This is a genomic window from Chryseobacterium sp. CS2K3, assembly GCF_059515185.1.
The window spans coordinates 143938-167024 of sequence record NZ_JCAKRW010000006.1; the positions used below are offsets into that span (position 1 = coordinate 143938).

At 36.7% G+C, this 23087-nt stretch carries 11 protein-coding genes; all 11 read left to right on the plus strand.

What is annotated here, in order from left to right:
- The first annotated feature begins 105 nt into the window (after positions 1 to 105).
- The 11 genes from AC5YGG_RS12215 (at position 106) to AC5YGG_RS12265 (ending at position 22955) form a co-directional block, all read left to right on the plus strand.
- On the plus strand, positions 106 to 1878 hold the full coding sequence (locus AC5YGG_RS12215; RefSeq protein WP_496144761.1) for a ComEC/Rec2 family competence protein: 1773 nt from the start codon (positions 106 to 108) through the stop codon (positions 1876 to 1878).
- A gap of 146 nt (positions 1879 to 2024) precedes the next feature.
- A complete protein-coding gene (locus AC5YGG_RS12220; protein WP_068944805.1) occupies positions 2025 to 2687 on the plus strand; it encodes a succinate dehydrogenase cytochrome b subunit in 663 nt (220 codons plus the stop codon).
- A gap of 15 nt (positions 2688 to 2702) precedes the next feature.
- A complete protein-coding gene (locus tag AC5YGG_RS12225; RefSeq protein WP_496144762.1) occupies positions 2703 to 4715 on the plus strand; it encodes a fumarate reductase/succinate dehydrogenase flavoprotein subunit in 2013 nt (670 codons plus the stop codon).
- Between the two features lie 24 nt (positions 4716 to 4739).
- Positions 4740 to 5507, plus strand: coding sequence for a succinate dehydrogenase/fumarate reductase iron-sulfur subunit (locus tag AC5YGG_RS12230; protein WP_047096265.1), 768 nt, complete (start codon positions 4740 to 4742; stop codon positions 5505 to 5507).
- A gap of 307 nt (positions 5508 to 5814) precedes the next feature.
- Positions 5815 to 7338 (plus strand): TlpA family protein disulfide reductase, encoded by a 1524-nt coding sequence (locus AC5YGG_RS12235; RefSeq protein WP_496144763.1) that lies wholly within the window; start codon positions 5815 to 5817, stop codon positions 7336 to 7338.
- Between the two features lie 108 nt (positions 7339 to 7446).
- Positions 7447 to 8859: a 23S rRNA (uracil(1939)-C(5))-methyltransferase RlmD gene (gene rlmD, locus AC5YGG_RS12240; RefSeq protein WP_496144764.1), complete on the plus strand. Its 1413-nt coding sequence runs from the start codon at positions 7447 to 7449 to the stop codon at positions 8857 to 8859.
- Positions 8860 to 8912: 53 nt separating this feature from the next.
- Positions 8913 to 9362, plus strand: a complete 450-nt coding sequence (locus tag AC5YGG_RS12245) for a DUF6452 family protein (protein WP_496144765.1) — start codon at positions 8913 to 8915, stop codon at positions 9360 to 9362.
- Positions 9328 to 9990, plus strand: a complete 663-nt coding sequence (locus tag AC5YGG_RS12250) for a DUF6048 family protein (protein ID WP_496144766.1) — start codon at positions 9328 to 9330, stop codon at positions 9988 to 9990. Before AC5YGG_RS12245 ends, AC5YGG_RS12250 begins: the two co-directional genes overlap by 35 nt.
- 270 nt (positions 9991 to 10260) lie before the next feature.
- The gene (locus AC5YGG_RS12255; RefSeq protein WP_496144767.1) at positions 10261 to 12264 is read left to right on the plus strand and encodes a M43 family zinc metalloprotease; all 2004 of its coding nucleotides are present in this window, start codon (positions 10261 to 10263) and stop codon (positions 12262 to 12264) included.
- Between the two features lie 354 nt (positions 12265 to 12618).
- Positions 12619 to 17679 carry a fibronectin type III domain-containing protein gene (locus AC5YGG_RS12260; RefSeq protein ID WP_496144768.1) on the plus strand — a complete coding sequence of 1687 codons (5061 nt, stop codon included), beginning with the start codon at positions 12619 to 12621 and terminating at the stop codon, positions 17677 to 17679.
- A gap of 242 nt (positions 17680 to 17921) precedes the next feature.
- Positions 17922 to 22955, plus strand: a complete 5034-nt coding sequence (locus tag AC5YGG_RS12265) for a GEVED domain-containing protein (RefSeq protein ID WP_496144769.1) — start codon at positions 17922 to 17924, stop codon at positions 22953 to 22955.
- Positions 22956 to 23087: the final 132 nt, after the last annotated feature.

Here is a 23087-nt window from a genome sequence, read left to right on the forward strand (position 1 = left end):
GCGCCCTGTTGATCTTTTTAAGGTCTTCAGGGTGTTTTATTTAGTGACTACAGTGATAGCAATTGATTGTTCAATTTTCTATTTTGGTGATACAAATGATTGAAATTGAATAAACAACCTTTACTGATCTTAGCGATATGTTTTATTCTTGGAATTTTTTTTCAAGATTGCTTTCTATTAAAAAAAGAATGCATCTATGGTGTGGCTATTCTTAATCTTAGTATCTTAATTTCCCTCTTTTTTACTACTTATTTTTTATACAGAACTAAGGTTATTCTGCTGGGAATAATGTTTTTTGGTTTCGGATTAATTCTCCATTTTTATAATAATGATTCTCAAAAAAATGATGCAGCCGTTAATACAAAACAGACTATTATTTTTAAAATCTCTCAGAAATTAAACTCAACAGAAAAGTATAAAAAGTATGAAGGGATAGCTCATTTGGGCGAAAACAGCTTTAATTCGGTTTTTTATATTCCCAAAGATCATAAAGAACTTGATTTTAAACATTATTATAAAGCTGAATCCTATATAACACAACCTTCAAATCCTCAATACACCTATCAATTTAATTATGCTCAATATTTAAAACGAAAAAATATTGGTTATCAGGTTTTTATTTCAAATGAAATCTTTTCATCGGAAAGGCATGATCTGAATTTTAAAGATAAAGTGAAGCAAAATAGATTAAATGTTCTCAAAAAAATAGACAATGCTGAAATGTCAGCAAAGACCAGAGAATTTTTAAAAGGAATTATTCTTGCCGACAGAACCGAAATGGACGCTGATACCGTAAAAGATTTTAACAAAGCTGGCTTAGTTCATTTTTTAGCGATTTCAGGAACCCATATTGTTGTTGTTTTTGGAGTTTTCTACTTTTTAATGATTCGTATTATTCCTTTAAAGTTTAGAAAATACGCAGTCGTTTTGAGTCTGGGTTTTATCTGGCTGTTTGCCCTTTTTATTGGATTCGGAAGCTCAGTTTTACGGTCTTGTATAATGCTGACGGTTTATTTCATATTTGTTTTGCTTCAAAGAAAAACCGACCTTCTTCATTCATTGGCATTGTCTGCATTTGTTATTCTGATTTTAGATACCCAGCAGCTTTTTGATGTGGGATTTCAGCTGAGCTTTGTTGCTGTGTTAGGGATTTTTTGGCTAAATCAGCCTCTTCTGAAATACTTTCCAAAACAGGATAATTATTTCAAAAAACTGATCTTTAATACCATTACTATATCTTTATCTGCACAGTTGGCAACTCTTCCTTTGGTGTTATATTATTTTCATCAGTTTTCATTGATTTCAATCATTGCCAATTTTATTGTTGTTCCTTTTTCGGAATTGATCATCATATTTTCATTTCTGCTGACAGCTTTGATCGCTGTTGGGCTGGATTTTAACTGGGTAGAGAAAGTATATGACTTTTGCATTCAGATTCTTTTGGAAGTTATTCACTGGTTTGCTGAGGTAGATTTCCTGTTGATGAGTAATATTCCGATGAATCTCATTGAGGTGATTTTTGTGTCGTTAGCTATTTATTTGTTAAGAGCTATGATTTTAAAATTTAACTTTAAAAATTTCATGAATTTGACAATAGCTGTTTTCGTGTTTTTTATCATACAGATCAGTAGTAATGTTGTTGAAAATCAGAAAGAAGAAATGTTGCTTCATCGTTATGGTAAACAGAGCATCATTTCAGTTAAAAAAGGGAATGCAGCATGTTTTTGGATCTCGGATATTGCAGACAGGGATAAGGTCGTACAGTTTATTATTATGCCCTATTGTTCTTCCAGAAGAATAGATCATTTCGAAGTGAAAATGATTCCGAAGTCTGTGGAAAAAATGGTTTTTCAAGGTAGGGTTTATCATCTGAAATAATGATTTTCTAATTTTTCACTTTCCTTTATCTACAACGTGTAAAGCTCTTATTTAGAAAGATTACAAACTGTCTAATTGTGAGATTTCTCACTTTTCGATATTGTTAACATTTCTTAATTTTGTGGGAAATTCAAATTTAAACTTATATGGCAGGTTTAACGAGTTCTACGATAGGTAGAAAATACGCTATGGCATTATCAGCTATGTTTTTGCTGATTTTTCTTATACTGCATTTGACAACCAATTTGTTATCAGTTCTAAACAGGGATGCATTTAATACAGCATCTGAGTTTATGGGCTATAATCCTTTTGTGCAGTTCTTAATGCAGCCTATTCTTGGTTTTGCAGTAATTTTCCATTTTGCGATGGGATTTGTATTGGAGATCAAGAATAATAAAGCGCGTCCAGTAAAGTATGCATCAAACAATGCTGCTGTAAATTCTACATGGATGTCCAGAAATATGATTATTTCCGGGGCAGTTGTGTTAGCTTTCTTGGCGCTTCACTTATATGATTTCTGGTTACATGAAATCAACTATAAGTATGTTGAAGGAATCGCTCCTGATTCAGAACGTTTTTGGCCAGAGCTTCATGAGAAGTTTGCTGACCTTTGGAGAGTCGCTTTATATGTGATCTCTTTTGTACTATTGGGCTTACACTTAGCTCACGGATTCCAGTCTTCATTCCAATCTATTGGAGCAAGACATCCAAAATATACGCCTGTGATTAAGGCTTTCGGAACATGGTATTCTATCCTTATTCCGGCAGGATTTATCATTGTGGCAGTTTTTCATTTTATAACTCAATAATATCAATATACTAGTATGAGTAAATTAGATTCAAGAATTCCAGCGGGTCCTCTTAAAGACAAGTGGAAAAATCATAAAGATCATATGAACCTTGTTGCACCAAACAACAGAGATAAGATTGATATTATTGTTGTAGGTACAGGTTTGGCAGGAGGTTCTGCTGCAGCTACTTTAGCTGAGCAAGGATATAATGTAAAAGCATTCTGCTACCAGGATTCTCCTAGAAGAGCTCACTCTATTGCAGCTCAGGGAGGGATCAACGCAGCTAAGAATTACCAGGGAGATGGTGATTCTACATACAGATTGTTCTACGATACCATCAAAGGTGGTGACTATAGGGCAAGAGAGGCAAACGTTTACAGATTAGCTGAAGTTTCTGCAAATATTATTGACCAGTGTGTTTCCCAAGGGGTTCCTTTCGGAAGAGATTACGGAGGTCAGTTAGATAACCGTTCATTTGGTGGAGTTCAGGTAAAAAGAACGTTCTATGCAAAAGGACAAACAGGTCAGCAATTATTGTTAGGTGCTTATTCTGCAATGAGCCGTCAGATCGGTAAAGGTAGAATCAAGATGTATAACCGTCACGAAATGCTTGATCTTGTAATTGTAGACGGAAAAGCAAGAGGGATTATCGCAAGAAACCTTGTAACAGGTGAAATTGAAAGACACTCTGCTCACGCGGTAGTAATCGCTTCAGGAGGATACGGAAACGTATATTTCCTTTCTACTAACGCAATGGGATCAAACGTTTCTGCGGCATGGAAGATTCACAAGAAAGGAGCTTACTTTGCAAACCCTTGCTACGTACAGATTCACCCGACATGTATTCCGGTTCACGGAACTCAGCAGTCTAAACTGACTTTGATGTCTGAATCATTAAGAAACTCAGGAAGAATCTGGGTTCCTAAAAAGATTGAAGATTCAGTAGCGATCAGAGAAGGTAAATTAAGACCTGAAAACATTAAAGAAGAAGATAGAGATTACTATTTAGAAAGAAGATATCCTGCATTCGGTAACCTTGTACCGAGAGACGTTGCTTCAAGAGCAGCTAAAGAAAGATGTGATGCCGGATACGGAATCGAAAATAATGATACTCAAGAAGGGGTATACCTTGATTTCTCTACAGAGATCATGAAAAAAGGTAAAGAAGCCGCTATTGAAAAACATATTCACAATCCTACAGATCAGCAGATCTATGACCTTGGTAAGAGCTGGGTTGAGGAGAAATACGGTAACCTATTCGTAATGTACGAAAAGATTACAGCTGATGATCCTTACAAAACTCCAATGAAGATCTATCCTGCTGTACACTATACAATGGGTGGTGTATGGGTTGATTATAACCTTCAGTCTACCATTCCGGGATGTTTCGTAATCGGTGAAGCTAACTTCTCTGACCACGGAGCGAACAGACTTGGAGCATCTGCATTGATGCAGGGTCTTGCAGACGGATATTTCGTATTACCTTATACGATTGCAGATTACCTTTCTGCAGATATCAGAACTGGAACAATTCCTACCAATTCAGCAGCATTTGATGAAGCTGAAAAAGGAATTAAAGATAAAGTTGATTTCTTCATCAATAATAAAGGAACTCATTCAGTAGATCACTTCCACAAGAAACTAGGACACATTATGTGGAATAAAGTAGGAATGGGTAGAACTCCTGAAGGATTGAAAGAAGCAATCAAAGAAATTGAAGAAGTAAGAAACGACTTCTGGAAGAACGTAAAAGTTCCTGGTGAAGGTGAAGGAATGAACACTGAGCTTGAAAAAGCATTCAGAGTAGCAGACTTCCTTGAATTAGGACAATTAATGGCTATCGATGCGCTAAACAGAGAAGAATCTTGTGGTGGTCACTTCCGTTGGGATCACGCTACTCCGGATGGGGAAGCGGAAAGAGACGACGTAAACTTCAAATACGTTGGAGCTTGGGAATATCAGGGACCGGATATCAACGCGGAAGTGTTGCATAAAGAAGAACTGATCTACGACAACATCGAGGTTAAAACTAGAAGTTACAAATAATCTCCAACCTATAAATATAACATTATGAGTGCAAAAAAAGGCTTACATCTTACGCTGAAAATTTGGAGACAAAAAAATAATAAATCTAAAGGTCAGTTTGAGACCTATAAAATATCAGATGTATCTACAGATTCTTCATTCTTGGAGATGCTGGATATCCTGAACGAAAACTTAATTAACGAAGGAAAAGAACCAATTGCTTTTGACCACGACTGTCGTGAAGGAATCTGCGGTATGTGTTCTCTATACATCAATGGTAGAGCTCACGGTCCGGATACAGGGATTACAACCTGCCAGCTTCACATGAGAATGTTCAAAGATGGGGAAACTATCGTTATTGAACCTTGGAGAAGTGCTGCTTTCCCTGTTATTAAAGATTTAATGGTAGACAGAAGCGCTTTTGACAGAGTAATGGCTGCTGGTGGTTTCATTTCTGTAAACACTTCAGGTAATACTTTGGATGCGAACGCAATTCCGGTTCCTAAAGAAGATGCAGACAGAGCAATGGATGCTGCTGCTTGTATCGGATGTGGAGCTTGCGTGGCTACTTGTAAAAACGGTTCAGCAATGCTATTCGTAGGAGCTAAGGTTTCTCAGTATGCATTACTTCCACAAGGTAGAGTAGAAGCTAAGAGAAGAGTTCTGAACATGGTGAAAGCGATGGATGAAGAAGGATTCGGTAACTGTTCAAATACAGGTGCTTGTGAAGTAGAATGTCCTAAAGGTATTTCTCTTGAAAATATCGCAAGAATGAACAGAGAATACATGGCTGCTCTTGTAGATCAAGGATAGAATTGATTCAAAACACATAAAAATCGCCTCCATTTTGGGGGCGATTTTTGTTGATATAAATGGGAAGTTGTTAAAGTTTGTTAACTTATGATCAGACTTTATGTTTTCCTTATTTAATAAGTATATATTTGAGGGCTGTTGAACTGCATTGGATATTTGTATTTTATTTATCTTTCAGCATTAAAAATTGATAAATGACAGGACTGAATGTCCCTTTTCATCGGCGGTAATAAAATTTTTAAAAAAAATAATCACTGTGAATTAAGAAACGCTAAAAAGCGTATTTTTGTGTAATATTAAAATTGAAATGAAAAAATATCTTTTATTGTTTATCATCGCGGTTTTCGTGATGTCTTGTTCAAAAAAAGTAGAGGTAAAAGGAAAAATTACTGGTGGTTCTCCATTAGAAAGAATTGAATTTGTAGAAGCTTCCGGAGTAGGAACCCTCCCTCTAATTAATATAGGTGTAGATAAAGATGGTAATTTTTCAGGAAGCTTTGATGCTCCTAAAGATGGAATGTATGTGATCAATTATGCTAACAAACAGAACCTTATTTATCTTGAAAAAGGACAAAAAATTAATATTTCCGGTAATGGAGCTACTTTCCCGAATGAATATGTTATTACCGGTGATGCTAAAAACAACAATGATTTCCTTACGGCAAGTCAGAAGTTTTTAGGAGACTATGGAAATAAAATTAACTTAGGTCAGCTAATGGCTGGTGATGAAGCTGCGTTCGTAAAAGGAATGCATAAAGTAGAAGCTGATATCAACAAAAGCGTAGATGATCTGGCAAAGAAGCATAATCCAAGCAAAAGTCTTTTAGAGTGGAAAAAGAATGATACTAAAGTAACGATTCTTAACCTGCTTGCTAACTATGAGATGTCTCATGGTGCAATGGCTGGAAATCCTGGTTATAAGGCTTCTAAAGCTTTAACAGATTATCAGGCTCAGTTAGATAGCGATAAAGAGTCAATGGTGAAAACAATCCCATTATACAGACAGTATTTGCTTGTAAAAATGACTCCTGATTTCCAAAAATATGCAGAAGCGAACAGCAAAGGAAAAACTGATATTACTACTTCAGAAATGTTTGCTAAATATTTAGGAACTAAAAAAGATTTATCTCAAACAGCAAAAGATTATCTTTTAGCATTTGTAATGGCTCAGGCTGATATCCATCCAAAAACTTCAGCTCAGAATATTGATAAAATCAAAAAATTAATTGATACAGATATCAAAGACGCTACTATTAAAAGTGATCTTTTAAAAATGCAGGTTGCGATTACCGGTCTTAAAATTGGTGATGCAGCTCCTGAAGCTTCTTTAATAAAGCAGGATGGTAAGGCTTATAAGCTTTCTGAAAACAAAGGAAAACCTTATATGTTATTCTTTTACGCATCTTGGAATCCTTACATTAGTGAAGCTACTGTTCCTGTACTAAAAGAAGTGGTGAACTTTTACAAATCTAAAATGAACTTTGTATTTGTAAATGTAGATGATACTAAAGATCAGTTTACAAAAACCAGCAATTCTTTATTAAAAGGAATTCAAGGAGTAAATGTTTACGGAGAAGGCGGTATGGAATCTGATATTGCGAAGAAATATGGAGTATATGGATTCAAATTACCTTGTTTTGTAATCATTGATAAAGATGGTAAAATTGCCAGCAGATCTTTTGTAAACCTTGGAGAGCAGGAATTGGTAACGATTTTAGACAAATTAACAGGTCTTTCAGCTCCAAAAGTTGACCCGGCAATGCAGCCACAATTGCAGATTGATCCAACGGCTCCACAGCCTGCAGGACCTCAGCCCGCTCAAGCGAAATAATAAACTTTAATATAGATCAGAACCTTATCCTCGGATAAGGTTTTTTTTATTGTATTTTTGCAAAGTGAAACTTTTAAAGTTTCGATTAGGAAAATAGAAAATTTTAGAATGAGCAGAAAGAATAAGAAAAATTTAGTTCTTGAAAATATAAAGCTGTTGACTGCCGGAGCCAAAGGAGTCGCTATCGGTAAAACTGAAGATGGTAAAACCGTATTGGTGTCTGGAGCAATTCCTGGAGACCTGGTAAATGTAAAAGTTAAAAAAGCGAAGTCGAAATATTACGAAGGAGAAGCTATAGAGGTTATAGAGAAATCACCTTTTAGAGCTGAGCCTAAGTGTATTCATTTTGGAACTTGTGGTGGATGTAAGTGGCAGAATATGACTTACGAAAAGCAGCTTGCTTTTAAACAGGAAGAAGTATACAACAATATCAAAAGAATTGGTGGTATCGAAGATTTCGAGACCATTCCAATTCTAGGTTCTGAAGAGCAATATTTTTATAGAAATAAAATGGAGTTCTCATTTTCCAATGCAAGATGGCTTACTCAATATGAAATCAGCTCAGAGGAAAACTTTGGAAGTAAGGATGCACTAGGATTCCATATTCCAGGAATGTGGAGTAAAATTTTAGATCTTAAAGAATGTTTCCTACAGGAAGATCCGTCTAATGCAATAAGATTGGCTGTAAAACAGTATGGGGTTGAAAACGGATTAGATTTCTTTGATGTTAGAAACCAGGAAGGATTCCTTAGAACTTTAATGATGAGACAAAACTCTAAAGGTGAATGGATGGTTCTATTCCAGCTTTACAGAGAAGAAAAAGAAAACAGAGAAAAGCTTTTCCAATTCTTATTAGAAAAATTCCCGCAGATCAAAACGTTGGTATATGCTATTAATTCAAAGCAAAACGACTCTATTTATGATCTAGATATCAATGTTTATCATGGTGAAGGATATTTAATGGAAGAAATGGACGGATTGCAGTTTAAAATAGGACCGAAATCATTCTTCCAGACCAATTATAAGCAAGCTTTAGAATTATATAGAAAAACATTAGAATTTGCAGATCTGAAAGGAGATGAAGTTGTTTATGACCTATACACAGGTACAGGAACTATTGCTCAATATGTGGCAAGAAATGCAAAGCAGGTAATTGGAATAGAATCCGTGCAGGAAGCTATTGATGCAGCCATTGCGCATGCTGAATTAAATGGTCTTACCAATACAACATTCTACTGTGGGGATATGAAAAATGTCTTTAATGATGAGTTTTTGGAAAATCATCCAAAAGCTGATGTCCTGATTACAGACCCACCAAGAGATGGTATGCACCAGAAAGTTGTAGAGCAAATTTTAAAACTTGCACCTGAAAAAGTAGTTTATGTAAGTTGTAACTCAGCAACACAGGCGAGAGATCTGGCTTTAATGAAAGAGCATTACACATTGGTGAAAATTTTACCTGTAGATATGTTCCCACAAACTCACCATGTGGAAAATATTGCATTGCTGATTAAAAAATAATTTAATTAAATTTGAATTCAAATCTTAATATGAAGTACTTTAAATTTCTCATAATGCTCTGTTTTGTCGGAATGTTTTTTTCCTGTGGCGGAGATGATGACATCTGTGAAAGTGGTGAAGGAACTCCCAGAATGAAAGTTGCCTTCAGATCTACAGACGGAAAGGTAATGACGCTTGATTCATTGCTTGTATCGGTAGACTATGGTTCAGGAAAAGTAGAGTTAGGATGGGATAAAAAGATTGAAACAAAACTTTTTCCTTTACGGGTAGATGAATCACCTTATACAGATGTTTATTTCAAGAGATCAATTAAAGGACCAGAGTCTAAAGTAAGAATTAATTACACCACTAAAGCGACTTATGTGTCTCCGGGATGCGGGATGAAGAAGTCTTATGAGAATTTAACCTCAGAACTAATAACTTCTACTCCTGTTACTAAATTGGAAGCAGGACAAAATCAAATAGAAAATGAAGATAAGACTAATCTATACCTTGTTTTTTAGTTTATTAGGAATAATAAGCTGGGCACAGGATAAGGAAGGAGCAGAGAAAAAGGAAAATCTGAAATATAAACCCAATTTTATGGTTGGAGTTGATGTCCTGAATGCCGGAGTAGGTTTTTTCTCAGATAGAAAATTGTATCAAGGGTTTATCTCTTCAAAGATAAAGGGAAATATTCATGCAATTGCGGAAGCAGGATTTGAGAAAAATGTTTACCAAAAAAACGGATATGATGCTAAAGCAAGCGGACCCTTTGTGAAATTGGGAGCGTTTTATATGTTGGCAAAAGATCCAGAAAACGAATTTAATGGATTTTATGCCGGAGGAAAGGTTGCAGGATCGTTTTATAACCAGGAATACATGGCTATCCCTGTTCGTGGATTTGGAGGCAGCAATTCTTCAGTAGCATTTCCTTCTTCATCACAATCTTCGTTTTGGTTCGAAGGTACATTGGGAGGCAGGGTTCAGCTTTTTGAATCCAACTTCTATATTGATGTAAACCTTCAGCCTCGATATTGGGTGTATACTTCTAAGCAGGACGATATATCTCCGATGATTATCCCTGGGTTTGGAAAGAGTTCGTCAAAATTTAACATGGGCTTTGCATGGAATATTGCTTATAAGTTTTAACGAAATAAATTATTATAGATATTGTAACCTCAGAGTTTTTCTGAGGTTATTTTTTTTAATAATATTTGGAATTTATTTTATATTGTTTGTAGTTTTTCTGAGGTTTTTTTATGGGTTTGATTGGTTTTAATATTTTTGTATTTATATGTTTTTATAATTGTTTTTGGGGTTTTATGGGTGTTTGTTGTTGTTATTTTTCGTTATTTTTTTTGATATGTGTTATAATTTTGTTAAAAACTGATATATTTGTAAACTTAATAAAAATTAGAAATGCAAAAATCTACTACTTCAAAATCTTTGTTTTTACTGCCTTTATTATGTGCCGGGTTATTAGGTGCTCAAGGGGTTAAGCAAAAAGGAATGTTTCAAAAAAAGTCTCCACAAGAGCTGGCTTTATCTCATGGCTTTGATAGATGTGGTACTACTGACTATGAAGAATTCTTAAGAAGGAACTTTCCTGGAAGAATGACTAAAGATCAGTTTGAAGCTTGGCTGAAACCATTAGTTGAGAAAGCTAAAAACGAAAGATCACAAAATGGAGGTATTATCACTATTCCGGTAGTTGTGCACGTTATTCACGGTGGGCAGCCGATTGGAAGTGCTCCTAATATTGTAGATGCACAGGTAGAGTCACAGATTACTGTAATGAATGAGGATTACCGTAGAATGACAGGAACTCCGGGGTTTAATAATCATCCAGCGGGAGCAGATGTGCAGATTCAGTTTGCTTTAGCAAAAGTAGATCCTAATGGAAATCCAACCAATGGTATTGATAGAGTTAATCTATGTCAGTCTGTTTTTAAAAGAGATGTGATTGAGGCTTTTGTAAAACCTGAAACAATTTGGGATCCTAATCAGTATATGAATATGTGGAGTGTGGCATTTGGTGCTCCGAATGATGATTTGTTGGGTTATGCGCAGTTTCCGGACGGTTCAACACTTCCTGGATTAGATCCGGTAGGTGGAGATGCTATTACTGATGGAGTGGTAGCTGGTTATTACACTTTCGGGAGTATAAATTATGGTAGTGATTTTATACTTGCATCTCCTTATAATAAAGGGAGAACGATGACCCATGAGGTGGGACACTTTTTAGGGTTAAGACATATTTGGGGAGATTCTCAATGTGGAGATGATTTCTGTGCAGATACTCCTGTTGCTCATCACGCTAATTATGGTTGTTTGCCTACATTACCAAGTTGTACTGATGATTCGGTAATGGAAATGGTGCAGAACTATATGGATTATTCTGATGATGCTTGTATGAATATTTTTACTGTTAATCAGAAAGATAGAATTGCAGCTGTTATGAATAACTCTCCAAGAAGATCATCGTTGAAAAATTCTGTAAAGGATGTTGCTATTCCTTTATTCGCAAATGATGCAGAAATTAAACTAGAAAGAACTTGTACAACTGGAACCTGCGCCGTTTCTCAAAATGTTCCTGTTTCTTTATTTAACAGAGGAACCAGTGCACTTACTTCCGCTAAAATCAATTATACAATTAATGGAGTAGCACAAACTCCTTACAACTGGACAGGTAATCTTGCTCAGAATAAATCTCAGTTGCTAAGTCTTCCTGTAGCTCCTGGAACTATGGCAGGACCAATGACTATTAATATTGAATCAGCTAATGGAGGTGCAGATCAGAGAGCTACTAATAATACCGTTACTTCTACTTATGTAGGTGCTCCTATGGCAGTCCCATCAAAAGTAGTATTTAAACTTCAACTGGATTATTTTGGAAGTGAGATAACATGGGATTTGAAAAACAGTGCTGGAAATGTAGTATATAGCAGTGGTACCGGCTATAATGATTCAACGACTGCTTTACCGGGCTTAATTACTCAAAACTGGGAACTGGCTCCTGATGAGTGCTATACATTTACAATTCAGGATTCATATGGGGATGGTTTTGCATTCTATGGAGGATACTATACAATCGAAACAGCAGCAGGTGCTCCTTTAGTTTCTGGTGGCAGCTTTACAACATCTCAGAAAAAACTATTGAAAGTTCAGACTTTGGGAACAAATGAAGTGACTAAGAAGAATAATAACTTTGGAATCTATCCAAACCCTGTAAATGATATCCTAAACATTACCAAGGTTTCGTCTAAAGCAACGTTTGAAATTCATGATGTAGTAGGGCAAATTGTTAAAAAAGGAACGGTTGATAATAATAAGGTAAATGTGGGTGAATTGTTAAAAGGAAACTATGTTATTACCGTAAAAGATGGAGTTATTTCAGAAAGTTTTAAATTCATTAAAAAGTAATAATATCTTTAAATAATAAAATAATCCTCAGATTTTCTGGGGATTATTTTATTATTAGTTATATGTGATGTTGGTGTTTAATTTTTTCAAAAAATCATTTTAATAAATGTATTATAATGAAAAAATGATTAGATTTGTGTAATTATTAAAATATTAGCCTATGGAATGAAATTACTTTTTTATTACAGGTAAACTGTAAAATGAGATGTTTATAAATTCTATTTTAGCATCTTTAAACTGAAAATACTATAATTCTTTTATTATCGTTATCATTATTAAATCAAGAAAAATATGAGTGGACTTTTACTCTGTAAAATGAGCCGGCCTTTTAAGGTGCTCATTGCATTGCTCTGTATGGTCGTCGGACTGTCCATGCAGGCACAAACAGTTACCATTGGTACGGGTACAAGCACCCAGATTTATCCTTTAGGGACTTATTATGGGTATGAGCGATCTGCAGGGCTTTATACATCTGCAGAAATCAGTGCTTCCGGAAATATTCAATCTGTAGGGTGGAAAGCCACCGCAGCTGTGACTGTAAATATTCCCGTGAAAGTATATCTTAAGTCTGTACCAAGTTCAACAACCGCACTTACAGCTCAAAGTTGGGATGCTTTAACTGTAGGAGCAGTTTTGGTATATGATGGCACTGTAAATAATATAACCGTTGGCTGGAATACAATTCCATTACAGACTCCTTATTATTATAATGGAGCAGATAACCTTATGGTAATGGTGGAAACCAACTATGGGGGAGGTGGTGCCGGTACAGGTTTTAGTGGTGGTGCTTTTACTTATACTAGTAATACAGCAAAACATTTGTACAAACAAAAAGATAATACTCCGCCAGCAGCAGCCGATCTTTTGAGCCTTAATGGGCAAAGGCCAAATGCTCAATTAACATTTGCTCCAGCTACCGGATGTCTACCGTCCGGAGCAATAAGTTTAGGGGCAGTAACAGCAGCGAATGCTGTTATTAGTTGGACAGCACCTACGCCTGCTCCTGCAATGGGATATGAAATTTACTATAGTACAACCAATACTCCACCAGATGTAGGAACACCACCAACGCAAACGGTACCAACAGGTACGACGGCTACACTTTCTCCTTTGACTCCTTTAAGTACATACTATGTATGGGTAAGAGCAAAATGTAGTGGCACAGAACAAAGTAGTTGGTCCGGACCAGTTTCTTTCGTTGCAACGTGTCCGTCAATGCCAGCAGGAGGAACTCTGACAATGGGAACTATAACACCAACAACTGCTGTATTAAACTGGACTGCCTATACTCAAACACCTGCAGGCGGATTTGATATTTATTACAGTACTAGTAATACTCCTCCGACAAGTACATCCTTGCCTCAACAAAATGTACCGGGAGGGACAACAGCTACACTTTCTCCCTTAACTCCTGATACTACATATTATGCATGGGTAAGAGCAAGATGTAGTTCAACAGATCAAAGCACATGGTCAGGACCAAGAAGTTTTACAACTCCTCCTACATGTATACCTTTGACTGCATCTACATTAACTGTAGGAACAGTTACACAAACAAGTGCAGTCCTTAACTGGAGTGCGCCTACACCTGCTCCTGCAATGGGATATGAAATTTTTTATAGTACAACCAATACACCTCCTGTGGCAGGAACAACACCTTCTCTGGTAGTTACAACAGGAACTACAGCTACAATATCTCCTTTAACAACAGGAACAACGTATTATTGGTGGGTAAGAGGTGTATGTACAGCAACAGATAAAAGCGCATGGGTAGCGGGACCTAGATTTGTTCCAGGGCAGATAGGAACTGGTACAGGAACTTCAACCATGCTTCCTGTTAATTCCTATTATGGATACAACTACTCTCAACAGCTTTACACTGCAGCTGAATTAACAGCAGCATTGGGTGGTAATACTCCTATTCAGATTACTCAGATTAAGTTTTATAATGAAACAATTACTTCTCCTCAGTCTGCCTATAATGATTGGGTAGTTTATTTAGGAAATACTAATAAAACCAGTTTTACATCTAATACTGATTGGATACCTGTAGCTAACCTTTCTCAGGCATTTGCAGGAACAATTCCTACAATGACAGCCGGAAGTTGGGTAACAATTCAGTTAGCAACCCCATTTATATGGGACGGAGTAAGTAACCTTGTTATTGCAGTGGATGAAAACTCACCTGACTACGGAAATAGTACTGCTTCATGGGGAGCTTATAATGCAGGAGCAAATAGAGGTATTATGTATCGTGCTGATTCAACTAATCCTGATCCTGCTAACCCACCAAGTGCTTATAGCAGAGAATCAGATATTCCTAGGCTGATGCTTTCAGGAGTACAATTACAAAACTGTACTACAGCACCTCCTTTAAATATTGCGGTTTCCAACGTTACAGCAAGTACCGCACTTGTTACCTGGACACCTTCTTTGGGGGCTACATATATTCTGCAATATAAAGTGGCAGGAGCGATTGGTTGGTCTGCACCAATTACATTGAATACACCTGCAGCAAGTAGTTATACTATTCCTAACTTAACGGATGGTACTACTTATGAAGTGCAGATTGCTACTAAATGTCAGGGAACTCAGGGAGCATTTTCTGCAAGTGTAAACTTTACGACACCAGCGTTAACGTACTGTACGAATGTTCCTACAGCGACTACAGCAGATGGATATATTTCCAAAGTAGTGGTTGCTCCTACAAATGGACCATTAATGGTAAGTAATTCAGGATATGATGGATATAAAGATTATACAGGAGATCCTACAAGGCAGGTAACTTTTATCAGAGGTACTGATAACAATAAAATAACTGTTACTAAATTCTGGCCTGGTTCTACAACCAGTTATGGTGTAGCAGTATGGATTGACCTGAACAGAAACGGAGTCTTTGAAGCTAGTGAACAAATGATTACTTCTTCAAGCAGCACAACAACTCCTGTTTCAAACGCAACAAACACCTTTACAATAGCACTTCCTCCAAATGCTGCAACATATACAGGAACACTTCTTACCCGTATGCGTGTGGCTATGATGAAAAGTGGAGTTCCTTCATCATGCGGACCAATTGCAACCGGTGAAGTAGAAGATTATGCTGTGAAATTAATTGATCAGCCTACATGTACAACAACGCCTCCTGCTATTACCGTTTCAAACATTACGGATAAGAGTGCTACTTTCTCTTGGATCGCAGCTACAGGTGCAACATATCAGATACAATACAGAGAATTACCAGGTGGTACTTGGGTACCTGTAAACCCTGTACCTGCACCAGGTAACGTTTATACAGTGCCAGTTACACCACCTTTAAAAGAGCAGACTCAATATGAGGTTAGAATTTCTGTAAAATGTACAGGCGGCTTTGGATCATGGTCTACACCTACGCCATTTACGACTCTACCGTTACAGTATTGTCCGGTAACAGGTAGTGGAGATAATGACCATATCTCTAATGTGACAGTTACTTCTGCTAACCTTGGAACTCCTCCAATGAGTAATAACACAGGTCAGAATAACTATACAAGCTATACAACTCCTGGGACACTGATAGTTTTAGATGCAGGATCTCAGAATAATAAAATTTCTGTTGCAAAAGGATGGAACGGTTCTACAGGTAATGACGCTGTTGCAGCATGGATAGACTTTAACAGAGATGGAGTATTTGATAATGCAGAGAGGATTTTAGGTGTTACAGGAAGTACCATTACACCGGTTTCGGCACAATTTGATGTCCCTGCAAATGCATATACAGATCCTTATACTACTACGATGAGAGTTGTACTAAAACGCTCAGCGGCTATTCCTACGGCATGTACAAATGCTATTGATGGAGAAGTAGAAGATTATGCAGTGAAAATCAGAACATGTGGTACAACAATTCCAAATGCTCCTACATTCCCTATTGCAACGCTTACTCATAACTCTGTAAATGTTGTCCTTAGTGGAGCCACTACTTATCGTGTACAATACAGAAAATTAGGAGATCTTACGTGGATAGATTTATATACGGCTACCTCTCCACTTACAATCAGTGGATTGGAATCTGCTACTACTTATGAAGTTCAGGTTTCCGCAGTTTGTGGAGGTGCTTTTGGTACTCCTACTGCTATTAAAACATTCACGACAAGATGTGATCCTACCGCTCCTAATGTTACAGTAAGCAGCATAACACCTACTACTGCATTGATTACCTGGTCACCACTTGCAGCCAGCTCTACTTATACATTGAGATGGAGAAAAGTGGGTACACCAGGATGGCCAAATGCAGATATTGCTTTACCGGCAGCCCCTGCAAATACCTATGTATTAGGAAGTGTAATTCCTTTAGAGCCATATACAACCTATGAGGTAATGGTTGCCAATCAGTGTATTGGAGATTCAAACTTAAATCCATTCTCCAATCCTAAGGTATTTACCACAGAAAGAATCTGTGAAATTCCACCTCCAGGTTTAACGATTACACAATTACTGCCAACAATGGCAGAGATTAAATGGGATGCTTTCCCGGGAGCAACTTATGTTCTAAGATATAGAAAAGTAGGTATTCCAAGCTGGACAGAAGTTCCGACACCTGTAAATACTGTTATATTGAATGGTCTTACAGAAATGACTAAATACGAAATGCAGGTTGTTAATATCTGTAACGGCACACCAGGAAACTATACGCCACCTTACTACTTTACAACGCCAACTGTAATTTATTGTAAGATGTCATCCGGAAGTTCAACAGGTGAGCATATTTCTAAAGTAACAGTTATACCTAACGGAAAGCCAAAAATGGAAAACCCTTCAGGAGCATCAAGCTATACCGATTATACAGGAGTTCCAAAAACATTTATCGAATTGATCCAGGGATCTACCGATAACGAAATTATCATTGATAAAAAATGGACAGGAAATACCTATAACGAAGGAGTTTCAGTTTGGATCGACTTCAACAGAAACGGAGAGTTTGATATCAACGAAAAGATCTTTACTTCCACTCCAAATACAGACAGCCCTGTATCCGGAAAATTCAATGTTCCTTCGGATGCATTTGTAAGTATGACAGATTACAAATATGTAGTAATGAGAGTGGCAATGGAAAGAGATGGAGTTCCTGTAAGTTGTACCAACTTCAATAACGGAGAAGTGGAAGACTATACGGTAAGAATTTCGAAAAAAGGAGTTCCTAATCCACTTGATCAGACTGAGATTATGATCTATCCTAACCCTGTAAGCTCAATATTGTATGTTAAAAATATCAGCAAGAAAGCGAAGTATAAAATTTACAATGCCGCAGGACAGGTAATCGGAGAAGGTATTTTACTTAATAATCAGATCAATGTAAGCCGATTGATAAATGGTGTTTATGTAATTGATATTGATGATAACGGTACTACCGCTCAGAAGAAATTTATCAAAGAATAATAGATACAATTTCATATAGAATAAGCCTCCAGAAATGGAGGCTTATTTTTTTATTGGAAGAATTTTAAAATAAATAAATCTATGAGTATTGAATTTTTTATGGAAATTTCTTTTTTATATTGAATTTTTCAATTTATATAGATTTTTGTTAGTGACTTTTTATGTAATTGATTGCCTTGTGTTGTTTTTCGGTAATTGATAGGCTAGATTTGTGAGATTAATACAAATTTTTGATAGAAATTATGAAGAAAATCTTTATATCCTTCTTTTTCCTTTGTTTGTTCACAATGTTTAATGCACAATGGACACAAACAATTTTTAACGGAAAAAAGCTTCGGGATGATACCCGTCCACAAGGTTACTATACTTTGGATATTTCATTGTTGAAATCACAATTGACAAAAGCCGAAGAAGCTGAAGTTAATGCAAAGCCTGTTACCATTTCAATACCAACTCTCAATGGGAAAATAGAAAAGTTTGCTGTTTACAGTTTTCCGGTTATGGTGAAAGAATTAGCAGATCAGTATCAATTAGGTTCATATGCAGGAGTAGGAATTGATGATCCTTCCAAATACATAAGATTCAGCCTTGCTCCAAATGATTTTCAGTCAATGATTATCTCAAATGAAGGGACAGAATTTATTGAACCAGCCAATACTAATAAAACAGTCTATGAAGTACACCCCAAAACGAAAGGCGGGAAAACAGGATTTGTATGTTCTACTGATGAAAGCTTTCATGCTAAAAAAGAAATAGAAGCTTTACGCCAAAATGGACAATCTTTTAATCAGCAAGCATCAAGTTTTGCTAGATCTTCCGATAAGAAATACAGAACATTAAGGTTAGCTATATCTGTAACAGGGGAGTATACTCAGTTTTTTGGAGGTACGTTAGCGGGTGCTTTAACGGGAATAAATGCAACCCTTACCAGAGTAAATGGTGTTTATGAAAAAGATTTGGCGGTACATTTAATTTTACAAAACTATCCCAATATAATATATTTGAATCCAAGTACGGACCCCTATTCTTCTGTAGTGGGAGGGCAGGCTCCGGATGCCTGGAATACTGAATTGCAGCAAACTCTTACTGCTAATGTAGGAGATGCTAATTATGATATAGGTCATTTGTTTGGTGCAACAGGAGGAGGTGGGAATGCCGGTTGTATAGGCTGTATCTGCCTGGAACCGGGTAATCCAAATCCTAATACAGGAAGTGGGAAAGGTTCCGGATATACTTCTCCCGCAAACGCAATTCCTCAGGGAGATACTTTTGATATAGATTATGTAGCCCACGAAATGGGGCATCAGCTAGGAGCGAATCATACTTTTTCATATCAATTTCAAAAACCTAACACACAATTTGAGCCGGGATCGGGCTCTACCCTAATGGCATATGCTGGTATTGCCAATGGGAATGCTGCTAATTATGGTATTTTCCCTTCGCCGGGAGGTACGTTTGATATTCAGAACAATACAGATGCCTATTTCTTGAATAATAGTATTAAGCAAATTCAGACTATTTTAGAAACTAGAACATGTGATATAGAAGCTAGCACAACTAATACTCCTCCTACAATTGCTCCTTTGCCTACTTATAATATTCCAAAGGGAACAGCTTTTGTCTTAACAGTTTCAGCCACCGATGCTGAAAATGACCCGATGACTTATACTTGGGAACAGGCAGATGCAATGATTTCCGGAGGTCCTTCAATAGATAACATAAATTTAGGAAATACAACTACAGGAGCATCATTCAGATCTTTGACTCCATCTGCAAGCCCTACACGCTATTTTCCAAAACTGTCTTCTGTATTATCAGGAGTTTTGCATGACAATGATGCCTGGGAGGCTGTATCTACTGTCGCAAGAACAACAAAATTCTCAATAACTGTAAGAGATAATAATCCAGTTGTCAGCCAACAACAAAGCCAGTCAGCAATTCAAACTATTATTGTAGGAAATAATGGTCCTTTCAAAGTAAACCCGACAACTATTTATAGTAATGGACCAACACCATTGACTTGGGATGTTGCAGGAACCAATTCATCTCCCTATAATACAAGCAACGTAAAAATTGATTTTACCCCAGATAATGGCTTAAATTGGTATGTGGTAGCCAACTCTACCCCTAATGATGGGACTGAATCACTGGACTTCAGTACATTCCCTCTTCCTGTAGGAGGAACTGCTAAAATAAGAGTAAGCGCTATTAATAATGTTTTCTATGCTGTAGGAAATGCTTCGATAGCTACTTTGCCAATTTGCTCATCGAATCCGCCAGGAGGAGTTTTAATAACCAACCTTACACCGGCAACCGCTACTGTAACATGGAATGCGGCATATAATGCAGCATATTTAGTACAATATCGTGTAATAGGTACTACCGCTTGGAGCTCAGTCAATCCTAATCCTTCTTCAAATACTGTAACCCTTAATGCATTATTACCCGGAACTACCTATGAAGTTCAGGTTGCCAATATTTGTGCAGGAGTAACAGGTAGCTTCTCGCCAATCACAATTTTTACAACTCCATATTGTTCTGCTATATCCAGTAATACAGATGAAGGATATATTTCAAATGTGAAAGTAACGGCTACAAACTCTTATACTATGAGTAATGATTCAGGAGCCAATAATTATACAGACTATTCATCTGATATAACCAAACGAATAACTCTGATTAGAGGAACAACAGATAATACTGTTTCAGTGTCTAAATCTTGGTCAGGAGCTATGGCTAACAAAGCAGTAAGTGTATGGATTGATTTTAATAAGAATGGAACCTTTGATACCAGCGAACGAATTTTAAATGCAGGAAATTATCAGACGACTCCGGTGTCGGGAACTTTTGCTGTACCCGCAACAGCTTATGCAGGACCTCTTGATACCAAAATGCGCGTTGTTATAAGAGATCTTAATAATCCGGCTGTATGTGGATCATTTACTAACGGGGAAGTAGAAGATTATGCAGTGAAAATAATGGATATACAAGCATGTACGAATTCAGTTCCAGATAACATTACAATTGCCAATGTTACTCCGAATTCAGCCAATGTATCATGGATAGCAAGTACAGGGGCAACTTATATAGTAAGATACAGAAAAGTGGGAACTATAAATTGGACTACCATTGACCCCGTTTTACCTCCTGGAAATAATTATACTATTTCAAATTTAACGGAACAAACTCAATATGAAGTTCAGGTTGCAACAAATTGTAATAATAATTTGGGATCATTTTCTCCCTTGAAGCAATTTACAACGCCAGGCTTATCTTATTGCCCAATGATTGGTACCGGAACAAATGATCATATTTCGAATGTAAAGGTAACTCCCGTAAATCCAGCATTGCCAATAATGAACAATAACTCTGTTCAAAATAACTATACAAATTATACAACGCCTGATACATTAATTACTCTGGAAATAGGCTCAACAAATAATAAAATTTCTGTTACAAAAGCATGGACGGCTTCATCTCAAAATGATGCAGTGACAGTATGGATTGACTTTAACAGAGACGGGCAGTTTGTCAATTCTGAAAGAATACTTACTTCTGCCTCCGGAACAGGTAATCCTATTACTGGTACTTTTAATGTGCCAGCGAATGCATATTCAGGTCCTTATACTACTACCATGAGGGTGGCTTTACGAAGAGGGAATGCCCCTAATATTTGCCAAAATATTGTCAATGGAGAAGTAGAAGATTATACTGTAAAATTAAAACCATGTAGTACTGAAACACCAACCGACCTTACAGAAAATGCCATTACTCATAATTCTGCAACATTGAATTGGGTCGCAGCAACCGATAATCTTACCTATCTTGTTCAATATAGAGAATCAGGAGCTACTGCATGGACCGAAGTTTATGTCTCAGATGTTTCATATGTATTGAGTAATTTACAGCCCAATACTACTTATGAAGTTCAGGTGTCAGCAGTTTGTGGAGGTACTTTTGGTACTCCTACTGCCATTAAAACATTTACGACAAGATGTGATCCTACCCCTCCTAATGTTACAGTAAGCAGCATAACACCTACTACTGCATTGATTACCTGGTCACCACTTGCAGCCAGCTCTACTTATACATTGAGATGGAGAAAAGTGGGTACACCAGGATGGTCAAATGCCGACATTACCTTGCCTGTTGCTCCTGCAAATACATATGTATTAGGAAGTGTAATTCCTTTAGAGCCATATACAACCTATGAGGTAATGGTTGCCAATCAGTGTATTGGAGATTCAAACTTAAATCCATTCTCCAATCCTAAGGTATTTACCACAGAAAGGATTTGTGAAATTCCACCTCCAGGTTTAACGATTACACAATTACTGCCAACAATGGCAGAGATTAAATGGGATGCTTTCCCGGGGGCAACTTATGTTCTAAGATATAGAAAAGTAGGTATTCCAAGCTGGACAGAGGTTCCGACACCTGTAAATACTGTTATATTGAATGGTCTTACAGAAATGACTAAATACGAAATGCAGGTTGTTAATATCTGTAACAGCACATCAGGAAACTATACGCCACCTTACTACTTTACAACGCCAACTGTAATTTATTGTAAGATGTCATCCGGAAGTTCAACAGGTGAGCATATTTCTAAAGTAACAGTTATACCTAACGGAAAGCCAAAAATGGAAAACCCTTCAGGAGCATCAAGCTATACCGATTATACAGGAGTTCCAAAAACATTTATCGAATTGATCCAGGGATCTACCGATAACGAAATTATCATTGATAAAAAATGGACAGGAAATACCTATAACGAAGGAGTTTCAGTTTGGATCGACTTCAACAGAAACGGAGAGTTTGATATTAACGAAAAGATCTTTACTTCCACTCCAAATACAGACAGTCCTGTATCCGGAAAATTCAATGTTCCTTCGGATGCATTTGTAAGTATGACAGATTACAAATATGTAGTAATGAGAGTGGCAATGGAAAGAGATGGAGTTCCTGTAAGTTGTACTAACTTCAATAACGGAGAAGTGGAAGACTATACGGTAAGAATTTCGAAAAAAGGAGTTCCTAATCCACTTGATCAGACTGATATTATGATCTATCCTAACCCTGTAAGCTCAATATTGTATGTTAAAAATATCAGCAAGAAAGCGAAGTATAAAATTTACAATGCCGCAGGACAGGTAATCGGAGAAGGTATTTTACTTAATAATCAGATCAATGTAAGCCGATTAATACATGGTGTTTATGTAATTGATATTGATGATAACGGTACTACCGCTCAGAAGAAATTTATCAAAGAATAGATGAAGTTGAGTCTTCCTGAAATAACATGATATAGAATTAAATCCGAAGAAATTTTTCTTCGGATTTTTTATATACTTTATACAGATTTTCATAGACTTAAGTATGGTCTTTTTGTGTTATAAATATTCTAT

Coding starts and splice junctions, on each gene's coding strand:
- AC5YGG_RS12255 (WP_496144767.1), top strand. CDS start 10,261: ATGCAAAAATCTACTACTTCAAAATCTTTGTTTTTACTGCCTTTATTA.
- AC5YGG_RS12250 (WP_496144766.1), top strand. CDS start 9,328: ATGAAGATAAGACTAATCTATACCTTGTTTTTTAGTTTATTAGGAATA.
- AC5YGG_RS12245 (WP_496144765.1), top strand. CDS start 8,913: ATGCTCTGTTTTGTCGGAATGTTTTTTTCCTGTGGCGGAGATGATGAC.
- AC5YGG_RS12265 (WP_496144769.1), top strand. CDS start 17,922: ATGAAGAAAATCTTTATATCCTTCTTTTTCCTTTGTTTGTTCACAATG.
- AC5YGG_RS12235 (WP_496144763.1), top strand. CDS start 5,815: ATGAAAAAATATCTTTTATTGTTTATCATCGCGGTTTTCGTGATGTCT.
- AC5YGG_RS12230 (WP_047096265.1), top strand. CDS start 4,740: ATGAGTGCAAAAAAAGGCTTACATCTTACGCTGAAAATTTGGAGACAA.
- AC5YGG_RS12220 (WP_068944805.1), top strand. CDS start 2,025: ATGGCAGGTTTAACGAGTTCTACGATAGGTAGAAAATACGCTATGGCA.
- AC5YGG_RS12260 (WP_496144768.1), top strand. CDS start 12,619: ATGGTCGTCGGACTGTCCATGCAGGCACAAACAGTTACCATTGGTACG.
- rlmD (WP_496144764.1), top strand. CDS start 7,447: ATGAGCAGAAAGAATAAGAAAAATTTAGTTCTTGAAAATATAAAGCTG.
- AC5YGG_RS12225 (WP_496144762.1), top strand. CDS start 2,703: ATGAGTAAATTAGATTCAAGAATTCCAGCGGGTCCTCTTAAAGACAAG.